Here is a 16481-nt window from a genome sequence, read left to right as displayed (position 1 = left end):
ATGAGACGGCGACACCAAGGGCATCCCCAAAGGGACGATTTGATGGTGGGCGATGAAAAGAGCGCCTGTCACTGCGACACGGATGGCCGCAGCAATCGGGCGCGTCAGGCGCGGGGAGGTTTTTCGGGGAGGCGCGAGGGTACGGCGTGGATCAGGACGAAGAGCTCGGTGAGATCAGCATGGGGAGAAGGTTGGAGCTCAACTGTCCTGGGGAAATCAGAAATCGCCAGGACACTGCAGCAGGAAGCGCAAACTCCGCACTTATGGGACGCGTCAGGCAATTGCTTTTTGCCATCCGGAGACTGCTTGGCCGACTTCGCAGTTTTGTCGTGCGAGGAATGGTCGTGCTGCGCTTCGCCTAGCCCATTCATGTGGTGATGGCCCGAAGCGACAGAGACCTGATCGTCGTGGTTTGGCCCCATGCCGCAATACAGCATAGATGCTGCAGCAAAGCCTTGCAGGGGCAAGGCCAGCAGCATCAAGCAAAGCAACAGGTAGCGAAAGCGCGACATATGAATGCGGATTCTATAGACAGTTTTAAATTCAGGGAAGTAACCAAAAGAACATGAGCCGCTCAAAGCCAGCGGAAGGGCTAGTCGTGCTTTGGATGCAGACTGGCACGTTTTCCTGAAGTGAGTCAATGGAATCAGCGATTTACGGCAAGGGATGGCTTCGCTGGAGGGTGAACCCCTTGTTACTCAAGGACTTTCCAAGTTGAAGCGCACTCCACTGCTCAAAAATATACGACTGCCCCTCAAAGCGGAGCCTCGAATGGCCCATACCTCTCTGCAACTCATCGCGGGTGGACGTCGTTGCGCTACTTTCGGATATGTTCGGAATTAGAGCGTGCTGTTGCCAGTGGCTTGGGCCGCATGAGCCGCGACAATGGCTTGGGCTCGGACCTCCGCACGAGTCACGGTTGATGGGGCCGCAGGTGCAGCTGCAAAAGCAACTTCTGGACTCGCGGGCAACTCACCCTTTTGGCGGGCCTGGAAATACTCTGCCTGAACCTGTGCACGAGTCACGGTTGATGGGGTCGCAGGTGCAGCTGCAAAAGCAGCTTCTGGACTCACGGGCAACTCACCCTTTTGGCGGGCCTGCAAATACTCGGCCTGGACCTGCGCACGGGTCACATTGCTGGTTGATGCAACTGGTGGAATAACCAAAGCGGCTTCGCCATACAGATTGTTTTGTGCAAATGCGCTTGCACCGCTCATTGCGGCGATGGCAAAAACAGTAGTGGCGATGAATTTCGTGTTCATGAAGAATTTCCTTTAGATCAATAATTTTTACAATGCGCCATTCCAACAGTGGAATGACTGCGATACATGCTCTGCATCACGGTCCCTACTTTAAAAAAATGGGTGCGACGCCGCGATGACCCGTAGATTACAAAAACGTTATCTACGCTTCACACTGAGACACAGGCGGATTGCAGAAAGTCGCTTAAGTGGCAATATGAGGCCGTCATGAACTGTGCTTTCGCGCAGCCCATGACGGGAACCGATGGCCAACACTGTTTTCAGGTGTTAGGCCGTTCTGGCTTACTTGGCTGTATCTTTGCAGGCCTTGACTTCGGCGTCATAGCGCGCTTTGCGCTGTTGGTTCAAATATGGCGTCGACTGTGCGCGTGGGCCATGGTCAAGTGGCAAGATAAGCGTCTGAGGCGGACATACCTTGCCCTGGCTTGGGGCAGCACTGGCAGGCAAACTGACACCAAGTGTCGCGGCGCTAACAAGGGTGATAAGTACGTATTTCATGATGATCTCCTTGGATAAAAAATGGATGCATAGTAGAGCGGGACGCATGGCTAGTTGCGCCAGCAACAGTACGCGACGCGCAAAGGCTGGCCGATTTTTTGTTTTGCCAGATTCAGGCGATTTTTCGTTGACGCAGACGACTGCGCCAGCAACTGCCAGACAGCTTGTTTGGGCTCCTCTTGCTCGCCAGTGAACCCATGCACGGCTGGTGCGGGGGCCATGTAGCAGCTCATACAAGGCACGCCGTTCATTGCGCCTGACATAGGATTTTTTTGAGCGCCAGCTTGTGTCATTTCCGACACGGGTTTCATGGTCAAGCTCGCGGCCTGGGCTGGGCTCACAAGCCCGGCAGCGCCTAGCAAAAGCGCAGCCACCAGGAACGCGCATCGAAGCGCTTGATCCAGGTGGCGCAGGAGTTCAAGCCGTTTCACGGTGCTTTCTCCAAAAGAACCACTGTCGGGTATGGCTCGTGCGCGGCCGGCGTATCAGCAGATACACCGCTGGAATCACGAACATCGACAGCAACGGTGCGGTGATCATGCCGCCGACCATGGGCGCGGCGATGCGCTGCATCACCTCGGAGCCCGCCCCTGTCCCCCACATGATGGGAAACAGGCCTGCAAGAATGACGGCCACCGTCATGGCCTTGGGCCGCACGCGCAACACCGCACCTTCACGGATGGCATCCAGCAAATCGGCAGCACTGGTTTTCCCCTGTTCGAGCCGATCGTCCCAGGCAGACTTCAGGTACAGCAGCATGATCACGCCGAACTCGGCGGAGACACCGGCCAACGCAATAAATCCTACAGCGCCCGCAACCGACAGGTTGTAGTTCAGCAAGTACAGCAGCCAAATGCCCCCCACCAGCGCAAACGGTAGCGTAGCCAGGATCAGCAAGGCTTCGTCGAAGCGCTTGAAGGTCAGGTACAGCAGGACGAAGATGATCAGCAGCGTGAACGGCACCACCACCTTGAGCTTGGCCGTGGCTCGCTCCAGAAACTCGAACTGGCCCGACCAGGAGATCGAATAGCCCGGCGGCAGCTTGACCTTGTCCGCCACGGCTTTTTGCATGTCCTGCACGGCGGAACGCAGATCGCGTCCCCGGAGGTCCACGTAGACCCAGCCGGAGAGGCGAGCATTCTCGCTGCGCAGCATGGGCGGGCCGTCGGTGATGCGGATGTCGGCCACATCCGAGAGCACCAGGCGCTGGCCGCGTTCCGTCACGATGGGCAAGCTACGCAGCTTTTCCGTCGAATCCCGGAGTTCACGCGGGTAACGCATATTGATCGGAAAGCGCTGCAGACCTTCAACCGTCTCGCCGATGTTCTCGCCGCCCACGGCCGAACTGATGACCGATTGCACGTCGGCGATGTTCAGCCCGAACCGGGATGCCGCATCGCGCTTGATATTGACGTCCACATAGCGCCCACCCGTCAGGCGCTCGGCCAAGGCACTCGTGACGCCGGGAACGTCCTTGAGTACCCGCTCGATCTCGCCAGTCAGACGGTCAATCGTTATGAGATCCGTGCCGGCAATTTTCACGCCGACCGGGCTCTTGATGCCGGTGGCCAGCATGTCGATGCGGTTGCGAATCGGCGGTACCCAGATGTTGGACAGGCCGGGCACCTTGACGATGCGATCCAGTTCATCGACCAGCTTGTCCTGCGTCATTCCAGGACGCCACTGGTCTTGTGGCTTGAACTGGATGGTGGTTTCGAACATCTCCATGGGCGCCGGATCGGTCGCGGTCTCGGCCCGTCCGGCCTTGCCGTACACGCTGGCGACTTCGGGCACGGTCTTGATCAAGCGGTCGGTCTGCTGCAGCAGCTCGCTGGCCTTGCCGGCCGACAAGCCCGGTAAGGCCGACGGCATGTAAAGCAAGTCGCCTTCGTCCATTCGCGGCATAAACTCCCCGCCGATGTGCTGCAGCGGCCAGAGGCTGATGACCAGAATGATGCCGGCAACCAGTAATGTGAGCTTGGGTGCGCGCAGCACCACTTCCAGCATAGGCCGGTAGATGGCGATCAGCAGGCGGTTCAGGGGGTTGGACTTCTCATCGGGAATCCGGCCACGGATCAGGTAGCCCATGAGCACGGGAATCAAGGTCACCGACAGTCCGGCCGCCGCCGCCATGGCGTAGGTCTTGGTAAACGCCAGCGGTGAGAACAAGCGGCCCTCCTGCGCCTCCAGTGTGAACACCGGGATAAACGACAAGGTGATGATCAGCAGCGAGAAGAACAATGCCGGCCCGACTTCGGCCGCCGCGTCACCAATCACCCGCCAGCGCGCCTCGCCTTTCAGCGTTTCGCCCGGATGGTCGTGGCCCCAATGCTCCAGATGTTTGTGGGCGTTCTCGATCATGACCACGGCGGCGTCCACCATGGCACCGATGGCAATCGCGATCCCGCCCAGCGACATGATGTTGGCATTGACGCCCTGGTAATGCATCACGATGAAGGCAGCCAAAATGCCCAGCGGCAGCGAGATGATGGCGACGAAAGCCGAGCGCAGGTGGAACAGGAAGATGAAACACACCACCGCCACCACCAGGAACTCCTCCAGCAGCTTGTACGTGAGGTTGTCCACGGCACGCTCGATGAGTCCCGAGCGATCGTAAGTCGGCACGATCTCCACCCCCTTGGGCAAGCTGGCCTGCAGGGTCTGGAGCTTGGCCTTGACGGCGGCGATGGTTTCCAGGGCATTTTTGCCGGAACGCATGATGATCACACCGCCGGCGGCTTCACCTTCGCCGTCCAGCTCACCAATGCCGCGGCGCATCTCCGGGCCGATCTGGATGCGTGCCACGTCGCCCAGGCGCACCGAAACGCCGCCAGGTGTCGTTATTAGCGGTACAGCACGAAAATCGTCCAGGCTTTGCAGATAACCGGAAGCGCGCACCATGTATTCGGCTTCACCGAGTTCCAGCACCGAACCCCCAGCCTCCTGGTTGGCCTTCTGGATGGCCTCGACCACCTTGGTATGCGGAATCGCATAAGCGGCCAGTTTGTCGGGATCCAACACGATCTGGTACTGGCGCACCATGCCGCCGACCGAAGCGACCTCGGCCACATTCGGCACGGTCTTGAGCTCGTACTTGAGGAACCAGTCCTGCAAGGCGCGCAGTTGCCCGGCATCCTGGGTGCCGCTGCGGTCGATCAGGGCGTACTGGTAAATCCAGCCCACGCCCGTAGCATCGGGGCCCAACGAAGCCTTGGCCGCCGCCGGCAGGCGGGACTGGACCTGGTTGAGGTACTCCAGCACGCGCGAGCGAGCCCAGTAAAGGTCCGTGCCGTCCTCGAACAGCACGTAGACGTAGGAGTCGCCAAAGAACGAATAACCGCGCACCGTCTTGGCCCCTGGCACCGACAGCATGGTGGTGGTCAACGGGTAGGTGACCTGGTTCTCCACAATGCGGGGTGCCTGGCCGGGATAGGTTGTGCGGATGATGACCTGCACATCCGACAGGTCGGGCAAGGCGTCCAGCGGCGCTCTCATCACCGAGTACACGCCCCAGGCCGCGATCATCAGCGTGGCCAGCAGTACCAGAAAGCGGTTGGCGATGGACCAGCGTATGAAGCGCGCGATCACTTTTTACTCCCTGTGGCCGCTGGCGCGGCAGCAGACGGAGCGCTTGAAGGCGACACCCGGGTCAGCTGAGGCAGTCCGTCCGCATCCATGTAAAACTCAAAGCTCACGCGATCGTCGGCTTTCAGGTTGCTCGGCAGGTCTTTGGCGGGCGGCGATTTGAACTCCATGGTCATGGCTCCCCACTTCAGCGAGGGAATCGGCCCATGCGAGAGGGTGATGGCGTCCTTGCTAACCGCTACAACCTTGGCCTCGCCCTCATGCCGCGGCGTGGTATTGGCTGCGACCGGCTTGGGTGCCTCATTGAGTCGGGCTTCAATCCCTTTGAGGCTGGCTTCCGAGTCGATCAGGAACTGGGATGACACCACCACACGCTGACCCGCTTGCAGGCCGCGCTTGATTTCGGTCTGCCCGCCGCTTTCAATGCCGGCTTCGACATCAACGGGTCGAAAGCGGCCGTTGTCTTCGGCCAGCATCACCACCGTGCGTTTGCCGGTCTGGATCACGGCTTCGGTGGGGATCAGCAAGGCCTTCTCGGCCCGCATGTCCATGAATTGCATGGTCACGAACATCCCCGGTATCAGGCGTGAGCCCGGGTTGGCCAGCTCCAGCCGGGCTTTGAGCGTACGCGTCGCCGCGTTGACGTCCGGCAGGATGGCTTGGACCTTGCCTTCGAAGGTCGTGCCGGGCACGGCCGGGCTGTGGGCTTGTACCTTGGCGCCCGGGCGCAGCAGCGCTGCCTGGCTCTCGGGCACCTCGGCATTGGCCCAGACCGTGGAAAGTCCATTGATGCGGAACAGGGTCATCCCGGTCGTCACCGTCATGCCCTCGCGCGCCAGCAATTCCACCACCACGCCGCCCAATGGCGCCGTGATCGTTGTTCGGGCCTGTGTTTTCCCGCTGGCCTCCACCAAGCGGATCTGCTCCTCACTCATGCCAGCCTGACGCATCCGCTGCCGGGCGCCGTCGACCAGCGATCCGAGGTCATTGCCTTGCATGCGCTTGATGGCCAGAAACTCCTCCTGCGCAGCGACCCAATCCGGGACATACAGATCAACCAAAGGCTGGCCCTTGGCCACCGGGTCCAGCGTGGCGCGCACATACAGGCGCTCCACGTAACCCGTGGCTCGAGCCTGGACTATGACTTGATCACGTTCGTTAAATGCAATGCTGCCCACAGCGGAGACCTGAGGCGACAGCGTGCCTTCGGTGACGGATGCAGTGCGTACGCCCAGGTTCTGCTGGACTCGCGGGCTAACTGTGACCTTGCCCTGGTCGGAATCACCATCCGCATAGACCGGCACCAGCATCATGTCCATGAACGGGGACTTGCCCGGTTTGTCGAACTTGTTGCCCGGCACCATGGGGTCGTGGTAATACAGAATCTTCCGGCCGCTGGCCGGATCGGTATCGCCTGCCTTGAGGCCAGCACTGATGTGGCGGCGCGTAGCCTCTTCGCCTTCGGCAACGCTCTGAGGCCCGGCTGCGGGTGCGGCCGTTGGTGTTGAAGGTGCTTTACCTGGTGTGGCGGTGGCAGTCATACTGCTGCCGTTTCTCATGCCCAGCGTGTACAGGCTGTAGCCTGCCGCGCCGAGGACGCCGGCAGCGATCAGCGCGGCAATGAGGTATTTTTTGTTCATTTTTGGTCCTTGGCGGGTGCCGAAATTTGGTAGTCGGGAATCAGGAAATTGATTTGTGCCCAAGAGCGCGCCGTTTCCATCTCCAGGGTCAGGGCCTGCATGCGGACATCAATTTCGTCGCGGCGTGCTAACAGGCCTGCAGCCAGGTCGCTTTTGCCAGTGCGATAGGCCGTGAGCGTCGCCTCGGAGCGCTGTCGGGCGGTGGGAATCAGCTCATCACGGTACCGGACCAGCCGGTCCTTGCCTGTCTGCCATTCGTTGAGCAGGCTGCTTACTTCAGCTTCGTTCTTGCGCAGCATGTCCTCGTACCTGGCCTTAGCCTCATCGACCATGGCCAGCTTGGCGCCTAACTCACGGTTCTGGCGATTTTTCTGGTCCCACTGCAAGGGGATGGATACCCCGATGGACAGCATGTTGGAGAAGGCTGAGCCGCGCTGTTGGTAGGCCGCCTCGACAGTCCAGTCGGATTTCGTGTTGGCCTGAGCAAGCCGGGCTTCGGTTTCAGCCGCATCAATTTCGGCACTGATTGCCAGCAGATCAGGATGCCGCTTGAGGTGTTCGCTCGAAACATCACCTTGTAGCGGCGTGCTTTGCCATGGCGGCGATCCGGAGGTTGGTCGTTCAGCGGCAGCAGCGCCCACCCATCGGGCCAGCATCAGGGAAGCGCTGCGCGACTGGCGATCAATTTGGCTGAGGCGGTCCTGCAGCGTGATCACTGCGGCGCGGGCTGCGAACACGTCAGCCTGGCTGCCCCGGCCGGTGCGAAAGCCGCTGTCGGCAGCTTGAACCTGCAGTCGGGTCTCCTCAATTTGCTGCTGCAACAATTCACGCTGGGCCTGAGCGTAATAGCGATCCAGCCAGGCCAGCGCCGTGTCGCGCTGTACGTTGGCCAATGTCAGTTGTCGCTGTGCCTGAACCCGCTCGGCATCACGTTCAAACTTTTCCGCTCTGAGCTGGCGTTTTTCGGCGCGTGGAATCTCCTGCATGACGCCGATGCGGCGCATGGTCATGAAGTCACGCGTCAGGCTGAGACGGTCCGGGCCGTTGGCCGGCAGGTTGTCGATGCCAAATTTGAGTACCGGATCGGGGAGCTGGCCGGCCGCTACGGCCTGTTCTCGGGCCGCGGTGGTGAGCGCGCCTTGGGCGACCAATTGCTGGGACCGGCCGACGGCGATGCGCTGCGCCTCGATCAGGGTCAAAGGGTCAGCGGCCCACGACGCGGACGCCGTGACCACCATCAAGGCAGCGGCGGCAGTCCGATAAATCGGAAATGGAATAAACATAAAACCTCCAAAGCACAAAGAACGACCTGTCGATGCACACGAAATGCATTAGACAGGAACTAAGTGGTCTGGGAGGTCAGAGACGGAAGCAGCAGTTCCGGATGGCTACAGGGGGCGCGGTGGTGCGCTGCAGATGAGGTGCCTGCAGCGGCGCTTCCAAAAATGGCGGAATGACGATTTGTAGACTGAAATCGGCAGGCAACGCATCAATGGCTATCGGCGATGGCAATTGATACTTGTCGGCAGACTGCTGTCCCGCCTGGCAGTGCGCGTGGCATAGACCCGGCTGTTCATCGTCCATGTTTATTGCCATGGATTCGGCGCAGGGCATGCCCGCCTCGGCCATTGCAGCGACTTCGGCGACTTTTGCCCGGGTGCCCGGACAGGCATAGCCAGCCACCGCCAGCTGCATAAACAGCAGGCTGACCAGTGCGAAGAGCACTGTGATCAGGCGGGTGCGGCGGTTCCGGGTCATGGCTTGAGTGTAATGAGTCTGTGACCCCAAGCGCTGAAAAAAGTTCTCATGCACAACAGTTTGACGCAAGGCCTTTGTCCTGGATGGAGGGACATGGCATCGTTCCGTAGGAACAAAATACGCAGCAATCCCCCTGTTTGGGACGCAGTACCGTGTGGCATTGCTCGCACTCGTAAAACCACTGGCACGCGTCTTCGGGCATTTTTTCTGTTTTCTTGTGGCCACAATGTGGACATGTCAGGAGCGAATCCAGGGTCAACTGCTTCATGGCATCACCCCTATCACTTGCGAAGGATAGCCGGCGTCTGCAGTGGCCCGAGTGAGCGCCGCGGCATTCGTCTTAGCATCATCGAAAAAGACGGTTGCCTGCCGTTTTTCGTAACTGACGTCAGCTTTCGAGACGCCGCGAATTTTAGTCAAAGCCACCTTGACCGTGATCGGGCAGGCGGCACAGGTCATGCCGGGGACCGACAAGGTCACCGTTTTGGAGCCAGCCCACGCTGGGGCGGCACAGACGGCGATCAATGCGAGCAAGGGGATATGGCGTTTCATGGGTAGCTCCTTTTCACATTTCTCACTTAATAAAACAAGGGCAATACGTAGGGGAAAGCAAGTGCGACCAGCGCCAAAGTCACAACCGTCCAAAAAGTGACTTTATAGAGAATGCGAACTCGCGGTAAAGCACAGACTTCACCTGAAGTACAGGCCTTTGTGGGTCTATAGAGGCGCCGTCCGGCCAGGAACAAAGCCAGCAAAGCAATTCCGATAAAGACGGGTCGATAGGGCTCTAGGAGAGCCAGACTGCTGATCCAGGCGCCACTAAAGCCCAACAGAATCAGCACCAATGGGCCGAGGCAGCAGGCAGATGCGAGGAAGGCCGCAACGCCGCCGGTAACCAAGATGATGGTCCCGTCCGGTTGTTCGGGGGCGAGCTGCTCTGTAGCTGTAGCAAGGCGTGATTTCATGGCGTAAGATTACTTCCGTACTCAAGTACGGAGTCAAGTGCATGGAAAAAATTGCGAACCACCTGACGATTGGCGAGTTGGCCGCTTCTGCGGGTGTCAACGTCGAGACCATTCGGTTCTACCAGCGCAAAGGATTGCTAGCGGAACCGGAGCGCCCATACGGCAGCATTCGGCGATATGGGGACGCGGAGGTAAGTCGTGTGAGGTTTGTTAAATCTGCCCAGCGCCTTGGCTTTAGCCTGGACGAAATTGCGGAGCTGCTGAGGCTGGAGGATGGCACTCATTGCCAAGAAGCCAGAGGTCTGGCCGAACACAAACTGGTGGATGTTCGCGAAAAGCTGAATGATCTGCGCCGCATAGAGTCGGTCCTGAGCACTCTGGTGGAGAACTGCCGCGCGGCAAGGGGATCCATTTCCTGCCCCTTGATTTCCGCACTCCATGATGCTCACTGACCGGCGCGGCACAGCTGGTGCAACCAAGGGAAGTGGCTATCATGGATAGACTTACATAACTCGGCGCTTCATGGAGCCCAAATCGCATTGGGAAAAGCTCTATACGACCAGATCGCCGGAGGCCGGGAGCAGGTGCCAGCCGCATGCCACGCTGTCGCTGGACCTGATCTGCCTTGTGTGCTGCACTAGGTCAAGGGTTAAGGGCGCGAATATGCATAACAAGGGGGCCTGCTCTTGAAATCACTCACACAGCCCGGCGTGCTGGCCACCCTGCTGGCGGCTACCTTGTTCGGTGCGGGCACCCCGCTGGCCAAACTGCTGTTGGCGCAGACCAGTCCCTGGCTGCTGGCCGCCTTGCTGTACCTCGGCTCGGGTGTGGGCCTCTTTGTTTTGCGTCTGCTGCGCAGGGCGCCATCTGTTCAATTGCCCCCTGGCGAATGGAAGTGGCTGGCCGGTGCAGTGTTGGCCGGTGGCGTGGCCGGGCCTGTGTTGTTGATGGTGGGCCTGTCCGGCATGCCGGCTTCCGGCGCTTCGTTATTGCTCAATGCCGAGGGCGTGCTCACGGCCTTGATTGCGTGGTGTGTGTTCCGGGAAAACTTTGACAGGCGTATCGCGCTGGGTATGTTGGCCATTGTGGCGGGCGGTGTTGTGTTGTCCTGGCCGGGCGAGGCTCGTTTTGGCGAGTTGTGGCCGGCCCTGGCCGTCGTTGGCGCGTGCCTGGCCTGGGGCGTGGACAACAACCTGACGCGCAAGGTTTCGCTGTCGGATGCGTCGTTTATCGCCATGGTCAAGGGCCTGGCTGCCGGCGCGACCAACCTGGTGCTTGCGTTGATGCTGGGTGCGGCCTGGCCGGATGTTTCCATTGTGTTGGCGGCCGCTGTGTTGGGGTTTGCCAGTTATGGGGCCAGCCTGGCGCTGTTTGTCCTTGGCTTGCGCCACCTGGGGACTGCGCGCACAGGTGCGTATTTTTCCATCGCGCCATTTGTAGGCGCTGCGCTGGCCATCGTTGTTTTAGGAGAGCCGATCACGCCGCCGTTGATTATTGCGGGCGTTCTGATGGCGTGGGGCGTCTGGTTACACTTGACTGAAAGCCACCAACATGCGCATACCCATGAGCCGCTTGCGCACAGCCACGAGCATGAGCACGGCTCCGGTGACGAGCATCACGATCACGGTCATGACGAAGTGCTTGCGGCCGGAACGCGCCATACCCACCCGCACCTGCACAACCCCATCACGCACAGCCATGCGCATTTTCCTGATGCCCACCACCGCCATTCGCATTGAGTGACGGCACAGACACAAAACGACACACCTGCCGGTTTCATGAAAGTTTTACAGACCCTCCTCGATTGGGCCAAACGGTTGAAGCGGGACGCGGTAACCCTGTGGTTTGCCTGCAAGCACCCGGGAACGCCGTGGTACGCCAAGGCCATTGGCGTATTTGTGGTTGCCTATGCGCTCAGCCCTATTGACCTGATTCCTGACTTCATTCCCGTGCTGGGCTATGTTGACGACCTGTTGCTATTGCCTGGTCTGATCTGGCTGGCGATCCGGCTGACTCCGGCGGGCGTGTTGGACCAGTGCAGGCGGCAAGGTGACGAGTGGATGAGGCAGTCCGGCGCCAGGCCGCGCAGCCTGTGGGGCGCAGCCGTGATCCTGGCCATCTGGACAGCGGCCGGGTGGGCGCTGTGGTCCTGGTGGGTTGAGGCCCGATAGTTACCGGACTATTCGCGGGGTGATTTATGTCTGTCAGAATTGACGACGTTTCGTATAACCTCAATGTCCGCGTACCGCGATTAATGATCCCAGCGTTGAGAAACGGAAATTCGTCGAAAATCGTCCTGTAACGCCCCTGAAATGAGTCGTCTTGCCCAGTATCTTGAGGCTGCCGAGCGCGACAACACGCGCCGGAGCTACGCTTCGGCCATACGGCATTTTGAAATAGAGTGGAAAGGATTGCTGCCTTCCACGGCTGACGCCATTTCTCGCTACCTGGCCGATCATGCGGCTACCCTGGCCATCAACACGCTGCGCCAGCGGCTGGCGGCGCTGTCCCGCTGGCATACCGACCAAGGTTTTGCCGACCCTACCAAGTCGTCACTGGTGCGCCAGGTCCTCAAAGGCATTCGCTCCGTTCACGCCGTGCCAGAAAAGCGCGCTCGCCCCTTGGAACTGGCGGTGCTCCAGCAGATCGATCAGTGGCTCGATGCCGCCATCAGCAACGCCCAACAGTCTGGCGACCGGTCGGCATTGCTTCGGCATACCCGTAACCGCAGCTTGCTACTGCTGGGGTTCTGGCGCGGTTTCCGCTCCGACGAACTGGTCAACCTGCGCGTTGAGAACACCGAAGTCACCCCCGGCCAGGGCATGGCCTGCTACCTGGGCCGCAGCAAAGGAGACAGGCAGTTGCAGGGCCGGACCTTCCAATGCCCAGCCTTGTCCCGTCTGTGTCCCGTGACCGCCTTCAATGCCTGGATCGACCTGGCCGGTTTGATGGAAGGTCCGTTGTTCCGCAAGATCGATCGCTGGGGCCATGTTGCCGAGGAAAGCCTGCACGCCAACAGCCTGATCCCCTTGCTGCGCAGTCTGTTCGCCGAAGCCGGCGTCGAGTCGCCCGAGGAATACAGCAGCCACTCCATGCGCCGTGGCTTTGCCGGCTGGGCCCGCGCCAGCGGCTGGGACATCAAGGAGCTGATGGAGTATGTCGGCTGGAAGGACGTCAAATCGGCTATGCGCTACTTGGATGCTTCAGGTGCGACGCTGCAGGCACGGTTCGAACTGGGACTGACGGCCGTGGCACCAGCGGGAACCCAGCAACCGCCTCCGTTGCTTTTACTGAGGAAATAGTCCGCCCGCCGACCCTGTCCGGCCGCGCAGACTGCGCCACGATGTCACTGGCCCGGTTCAACAAGCAACCACGCGGTCTGACCCGTGGCTACCATCGTCGTGTGCACAGGCGCAAGCCACCGCCAGAAGTACGAATGTTGGTGGTTTGGCCTTGATGTATACGAGCCACCAATTGCACCTTAGCTCATTGATGTCTTATCAAGCGATCCGTTTGGCCTGTGCCGTTGTTTGGGTCAACAGCATGTCCGCATACCGTGACACACCGAATTTGAACATTCCCCTGAAATTCACGTGCGCAAAGTGCGCCGGGCCCATACGAGCCAGCCACGCGTCCTCGATCTTCTGATTGGCGCGTCGCCACTTGTCTACGGTTTCCTGCATTCGGTGAGTATTCCAGGCCACTACCAGGTTCGTCAGCAACGTGTGTGAGCCGGAAATCGCAATCATCTCGTCGCGACGCCGCCCCCGCTCAGGGGAAACCTTGCCAAAATAGACTGCACGCTGCAGTTGATGCACCGACTCGCCCCGGTTGAGGATGGTGTGGATCTCCCGGCGAAATGCCGTATTGCTGAAGTAGTCGCACAAAAAGAGTGTCCGCAGCAGCCGTCCGAGCTGGTCGGCAGCCCGATGCACAGGGTCACCCTGCGCGGCGCTGCCGAAGCGCTGCAAGGCCACGTTGGCGCTGACATGACCGCTACGAATAGACGCCGCCAGACGCAGCAACACGTCCCAGCCTTTACGGATCGCGCCTAAAGACACATCGCGTACCAACACCTGGTCCAAGCCCTCGGGTGCCTCCAGAACGCGCGGTAGGAACAGCTTACGCTCGGCCAGATCGCGCAATCGGGGACATAAGTCAAACCCCAGTAACTTGGAAATGGCCATGGCCGGATTGGTGTAGCCATGCGTATCGACGGCCAACAGTGACAGGCGCACCCGGTCGGTACTGTCGTTGTAGCGGACTACGCCTTCAATGGCCGGCCCCGCCTGACGCTCATTGAGCACTATCGGCTGGTCATAAATAATGCCGTGCTGGTCCAGCACATGGGTATACATGCCCGCCGCATGGGTGCGCCGGCGGGGATCCACCCTGGCGTTCCAAAGATGCTTGGAGGCATCGAGGCTCATCATGTCGCTGGACGCCGTTTTGCCGCTCCCCCAGAGCTCGGCAATGGCATGCTTGCCCTGGAATTCGACCACGCACGCATTCGCCCGACGCAGTCGGCCGGATGCCTCCAGAGCCCGCATCGCTACGGAAACCTGGTCGGGATCGAGTTGTGGCGTCATGGCTGCCACGCTTTTTGCATCGATTTCAGTACCGTGGGCGATCAATGCCGCATACAAGGCCACCAATTCCCGTTCATCCTTGGCCCGGCGTGCCAGCAAGATTTCGCTGAAATTGGTTTGCGCATCCATTTCCAGCAGCAGATCTGGAAATTGCACATCTCCGATCTGTTTGAACATCAGGTCGCGCGTTCGTTTGGGATCAATCTCTTCCGGCAATGCCTGCAGCGCAGGCAAGTGCAGCGTGCCTTGCGCATCGACACTCAGTTTGCCTTGCTGTTTGGCGTCAGCCACGGCCTGCAGGCCGGCCTCGATGTGCTTGAGCAATGGCCTCAAGAAGGTGTCCGCGTCAGCCGGCAGGTTGAGAATGGACAGATGACGCTCCCGGTCCTTGGCCCAATCAGCCGGGGAGATCAACATCTGGTCGCGTTCTCGATAGGAGAAGCTGTGATCAATCCAAACCGAGCCGCGGCGCAGGCTTTTACGCAAGCCCAGCATGGCGCACGCCTCCATGGCTTTGAGGGCTTTTTTACGATCAGGGTCATCGACCAGTTCCCGCCAGGGCTTGTCGATGGGGAACACTTGATCTTGCGGCAACTCTGTGAGTTTCCCGGCGTAGATGTCTTTAAGGGAGGTGAGCAGCTTCAGACTGTTGTCATTGGGACGCCCCTGGAAGTTCAGATCTTGCAAGCTGCTGAGCAGGGCCCGCACCCGCGTGGGCTCTTCGGTAAGAATCTGACGAACGCTGGCGGCGTGGCTGTTATTGGCGGCCTGCGCCACGTCAGCTACCAGCGCACTGATGGAGGCCAAACGTTCGTCGGCAGAGCGGCTCGTATCGTCGACCACGCTTTTGATGGATACCAAGCGTTCGCGATACTCGACGGACGAGCGCGCCTGGCGAGTTTGGGTTTTGTCGTAAGCCTGGCGCACCAGGTCGGACACCCGCCGGCCGGACTGGTAGATCACCATGTCCGTGAGTTCCAGCAGACTGATACGCAAAAAGAACACCAACTCGATGGTCTGGGATGACTCTTTTAGCTCCCTCGTCTTGGCCGGGCGACGTGCCTGGATTGCCTGCGCGTAGCCGCGCTGTTTCTCCAGCGGGATGGACTCGAATGTCCAGTTATGCACCTCAAGACCCTTGAGGAACTGAATTTTTTCGAGGGTTTCTGCCAGGGTGGTAGGACTGTGGCGCTTGGGCGGCGTCTTGAGCCACTCCAGCACCGTGAAAGAACCCTCCTTGTGCAGCCCAAAAACCACCGCTTGGCAGCGTGTGATGGTGCCGCTGGGGATGGCCGCCTTGATGGCCTTCAGGATGGCTGCATCGACACTGGCGTGGCATTGGCGGGCAAGATCGCGTACCTGCCGGTCACCGGGGATGAGCAACTTTTTCTCATAGAGCCAATGGGTGGCGGCAGTGACCAGTTCATCGACAGAATTGACCTCATTGGCCTGGGCGCTGAGATACCTGACTAGGAGGTCGCTACCAGCCTGGTCAACGTCCTTGAGGCCTAGGTAGTTCTTCAGCCAAAGTTGATGCTCATACAGCGTTTGACGCCGGGCATAGAGCGAGCGGAGCGTTGCAATCGTAGGCGGCTGGACGCCAAACGCTTCGCCAATATATGCAAGCAAAGTCTTGGGAAGTGCTGAAAACCGATCGAGGGGCCGCCCGCAAGCACGCAGAAACACCAGCAGCACCGATACGGCAGTGCGGCGATCTGCTCGAAATCGTTCATTTATGGCAGCGATATCTGCGGCCGAAAGCCGGAAATACTGCTGAACATCAAACTCAGAGAGGCGACTCGGCAGGCTGTCGGCGCCTACATACCGGAATTCATAGTTGGCCATGAAACACCCGTGAATGGACGATCTGGCGACTTTAATTGAAAGTGGGAATGGCTGCAGCCCGCGCGCAGCCTAGTTTTCAGCTGTAACCGTGTCAATTTGCACCGAAAGTACGATTACCCTGAGCCGGGCGCATCACGTGCGGTAGGGCAGGCGTTGGGCCACAACCCCTTTGCCCCCGTTGTGCCTTGCCACCGTGTCCTGGCTGCAGCCAATCATTCTGGTGGTTTTTCAGCCGGTGGGGGCGTGTCCACCAAGTTGAAGATGCTTGAAACTGAAGGCGCACGTTTTGGTGCGCAGCCGGGCTTGTTTGACAGCGGCGCGCCGTCTCGGTAGCGGGGC

General features: G+C 59.8%; 16 protein-coding genes and 1 pseudogene. 5 read left to right on the top strand and 12 right to left on the bottom strand.

All coding sequences use genetic code 11. From position 1 onward, the window contains the following. Window positions 1–104 precede the first annotated feature (104 nt). From ACFQND_RS07230 to merT, 11 genes are all read right to left on the bottom strand, one after another. Entirely contained in the window at window positions 105–512 is a 408-nt protein-coding gene (locus ACFQND_RS07230) for a hypothetical protein (protein WP_371436041.1), read from the bottom strand. Window positions 513–839: 327 nt separating this feature from the next. Beyond that, window positions 840–1262 (bottom strand): DUF4148 domain-containing protein, encoded by a 423-nt coding sequence (locus tag ACFQND_RS07225; RefSeq protein WP_371436042.1) that lies wholly within the window; start codon window positions 1260–1262, stop codon window positions 840–842. A 282-nt stretch (window positions 1263–1544) separates the two neighbouring features. Next, entirely contained in the window at window positions 1545–1760 is a 216-nt protein-coding gene (locus ACFQND_RS07220; protein WP_371436043.1) for a hypothetical protein, read from the bottom strand. 50 nt (window positions 1761–1810) lie between these two features. Next, on the bottom strand, window positions 1811–2191 hold the full coding sequence (locus ACFQND_RS07215) for a hypothetical protein (protein ID WP_377412754.1): 381 nt from the start codon (window positions 2189–2191) through the stop codon (window positions 1811–1813). Further along, entirely contained in the window at window positions 2178–5348 is a 3171-nt protein-coding gene (locus ACFQND_RS07210; RefSeq protein WP_371436045.1) for an efflux RND transporter permease subunit, read from the bottom strand. The genes ACFQND_RS07215 and ACFQND_RS07210 overlap by 14 nt, the downstream gene beginning before the upstream one ends. Next, window positions 5345–6985 (bottom strand): efflux RND transporter periplasmic adaptor subunit, encoded by a 1641-nt coding sequence (locus ACFQND_RS07205; protein WP_371436046.1) that lies wholly within the window; start codon window positions 6983–6985, stop codon window positions 5345–5347. Before ACFQND_RS07205 ends, ACFQND_RS07210 begins: the two co-directional genes overlap by 4 nt. Beyond that, window positions 6982–8268 (bottom strand): TolC family protein, encoded by a 1287-nt coding sequence (locus ACFQND_RS07200; protein WP_371436047.1) that lies wholly within the window; start codon window positions 8266–8268, stop codon window positions 6982–6984. Before ACFQND_RS07200 ends, ACFQND_RS07205 begins: the two co-directional genes overlap by 4 nt. 76 nt (window positions 8269–8344) lie before the next feature. Continuing rightward, window positions 8345–8743 carry a hypothetical protein gene (locus ACFQND_RS07195; protein ID WP_371436048.1) on the bottom strand — a complete coding sequence of 133 codons (399 nt, stop codon included), beginning with the start codon at window positions 8741–8743 and terminating at the stop codon, window positions 8345–8347. A gap of 46 nt (window positions 8744–8789) precedes the next feature. Continuing rightward, on the bottom strand, window positions 8790–9011 hold the full coding sequence (locus ACFQND_RS07190) for a GDCCVxC domain-containing (seleno)protein (RefSeq protein WP_371436049.1): 222 nt from the start codon (window positions 9009–9011) through the stop codon (window positions 8790–8792). Further along, window positions 9008–9295 (bottom strand): mercury resistance system periplasmic binding protein MerP, encoded by a 288-nt coding sequence (gene merP, locus ACFQND_RS07185; RefSeq protein ID WP_371436050.1) that lies wholly within the window; start codon window positions 9293–9295, stop codon window positions 9008–9010. The genes ACFQND_RS07190 and merP overlap by 4 nt, the downstream gene beginning before the upstream one ends. 26 nt (window positions 9296–9321) lie before the next feature. Next, window positions 9322–9708: a mercuric ion transporter MerT gene (merT, locus tag ACFQND_RS07180; RefSeq protein WP_371436051.1), complete on the bottom strand. Its 387-nt coding sequence runs from the start codon at window positions 9706–9708 to the stop codon at window positions 9322–9324. 41 nt (window positions 9709–9749) lie between these two features. On the opposite strand from merT, the gene merR reads away from it, so the two are divergent. The 4 genes from merR (at window position 9750) to ACFQND_RS07160 (ending at window position 13010) form a co-directional block, all read left to right on the top strand. Beyond that, on the top strand, window positions 9750–10160 hold the full coding sequence (gene merR / locus ACFQND_RS07175; RefSeq protein WP_371436052.1) for an Hg(II)-responsive transcriptional regulator: 411 nt from the start codon (window positions 9750–9752) through the stop codon (window positions 10158–10160). A 234-nt stretch (window positions 10161–10394) separates the two neighbouring features. Then, complete coding sequence (locus ACFQND_RS07170; RefSeq protein WP_371436053.1) at window positions 10395–11447, top strand: DMT family transporter; 1053 nt, start codon at window positions 10395–10397, stop codon at window positions 11445–11447. A gap of 39 nt (window positions 11448–11486) precedes the next feature. Then, entirely contained in the window at window positions 11487–11879 is a 393-nt protein-coding gene (locus ACFQND_RS07165; RefSeq protein ID WP_371436054.1) for a YkvA family protein, read from the top strand. 141 nt (window positions 11880–12020) lie between these two features. Then, window positions 12021–13010, top strand: coding sequence for a site-specific integrase (locus tag ACFQND_RS07160; protein WP_371436055.1), 990 nt, complete (start codon window positions 12021–12023; stop codon window positions 13008–13010). A 198-nt stretch (window positions 13011–13208) separates the two neighbouring features. Here the strand turns inward: ACFQND_RS07160 and ACFQND_RS07155 are convergent, their stop codons facing one another. Beyond that, window positions 13209–16142: a Tn3 family transposase gene (locus ACFQND_RS07155; RefSeq protein WP_371436056.1), complete on the bottom strand. Its 2934-nt coding sequence runs from the start codon at window positions 16140–16142 to the stop codon at window positions 13209–13211. Between the two features lie 120 nt (window positions 16143–16262). Between ACFQND_RS07155 and ACFQND_RS07150 the strand changes: the two are divergent. Further along, window positions 16263–16475 (top strand): annotated as a pseudogene (locus ACFQND_RS07150) (methylated-DNA--[protein]-cysteine S-methyltransferase); the annotation flags it as partial. Window positions 16476–16481 lie beyond the last annotated feature (6 nt).

It is taken from the genome of Polaromonas aquatica, from assembly GCF_042659145.1.
Taxonomy (GTDB): Bacteria; Pseudomonadota; Gammaproteobacteria; order Burkholderiales; family Burkholderiaceae_C; genus Polaromonas; species Polaromonas aquatica.
Note: the sequence above shows the minus strand (reverse complement) of the source record. Positions and strands in the feature narration are given on the sequence as shown.

Bases quoted from the DNA above. Each gene is read 5' to 3' on its own strand.
- ACFQND_RS07230 (WP_371436041.1), bottom strand. From the start codon at position 512: ATGTCGCGCTTTCGCTACCTGTTGCTTTGCTTGATGCTGCTGGCCTTG.
- ACFQND_RS07225 (WP_371436042.1), bottom strand. From the start codon at position 1,262: ATGAACACGAAATTCATCGCCACTACTGTTTTTGCCATCGCCGCAATG.
- ACFQND_RS07220 (WP_371436043.1), bottom strand. From the start codon at position 1,760: ATGAAATACGTACTTATCACCCTTGTTAGCGCCGCGACACTTGGTGTC.
- ACFQND_RS07205 (WP_371436046.1), bottom strand. From the start codon at position 6,985: ATGAACAAAAAATACCTCATTGCCGCGCTGATCGCTGCCGGCGTCCTC.
- ACFQND_RS07200 (WP_371436047.1), bottom strand. From the start codon at position 8,268: ATGTTTATTCCATTTCCGATTTATCGGACTGCCGCCGCTGCCTTGATG.
- ACFQND_RS07195 (WP_371436048.1), bottom strand. From the start codon at position 8,743: ATGACCCGGAACCGCCGCACCCGCCTGATCACAGTGCTCTTCGCACTG.
- ACFQND_RS07190 (WP_371436049.1), bottom strand. From the start codon at position 9,011: ATGAAGCAGTTGACCCTGGATTCGCTCCTGACATGTCCACATTGTGGC.
- merP (WP_371436050.1), bottom strand. From the start codon at position 9,295: ATGAAACGCCATATCCCCTTGCTCGCATTGATCGCCGTCTGTGCCGCC.
- merT (WP_371436051.1), bottom strand. From the start codon at position 9,708: ATGAAATCACGCCTTGCTACAGCTACAGAGCAGCTCGCCCCCGAACAA.
- merR (WP_371436052.1), top strand. From the start codon at position 9,750: ATGGAAAAAATTGCGAACCACCTGACGATTGGCGAGTTGGCCGCTTCT.
- ACFQND_RS07165 (WP_371436054.1), top strand. From the start codon at position 11,487: ATGAAAGTTTTACAGACCCTCCTCGATTGGGCCAAACGGTTGAAGCGG.
- ACFQND_RS07160 (WP_371436055.1), top strand. From the start codon at position 12,021: ATGAGTCGTCTTGCCCAGTATCTTGAGGCTGCCGAGCGCGACAACACG.
- ACFQND_RS07155 (WP_371436056.1), bottom strand. From the start codon at position 16,142: ATGGCCAACTATGAATTCCGGTATGTAGGCGCCGACAGCCTGCCGAGT.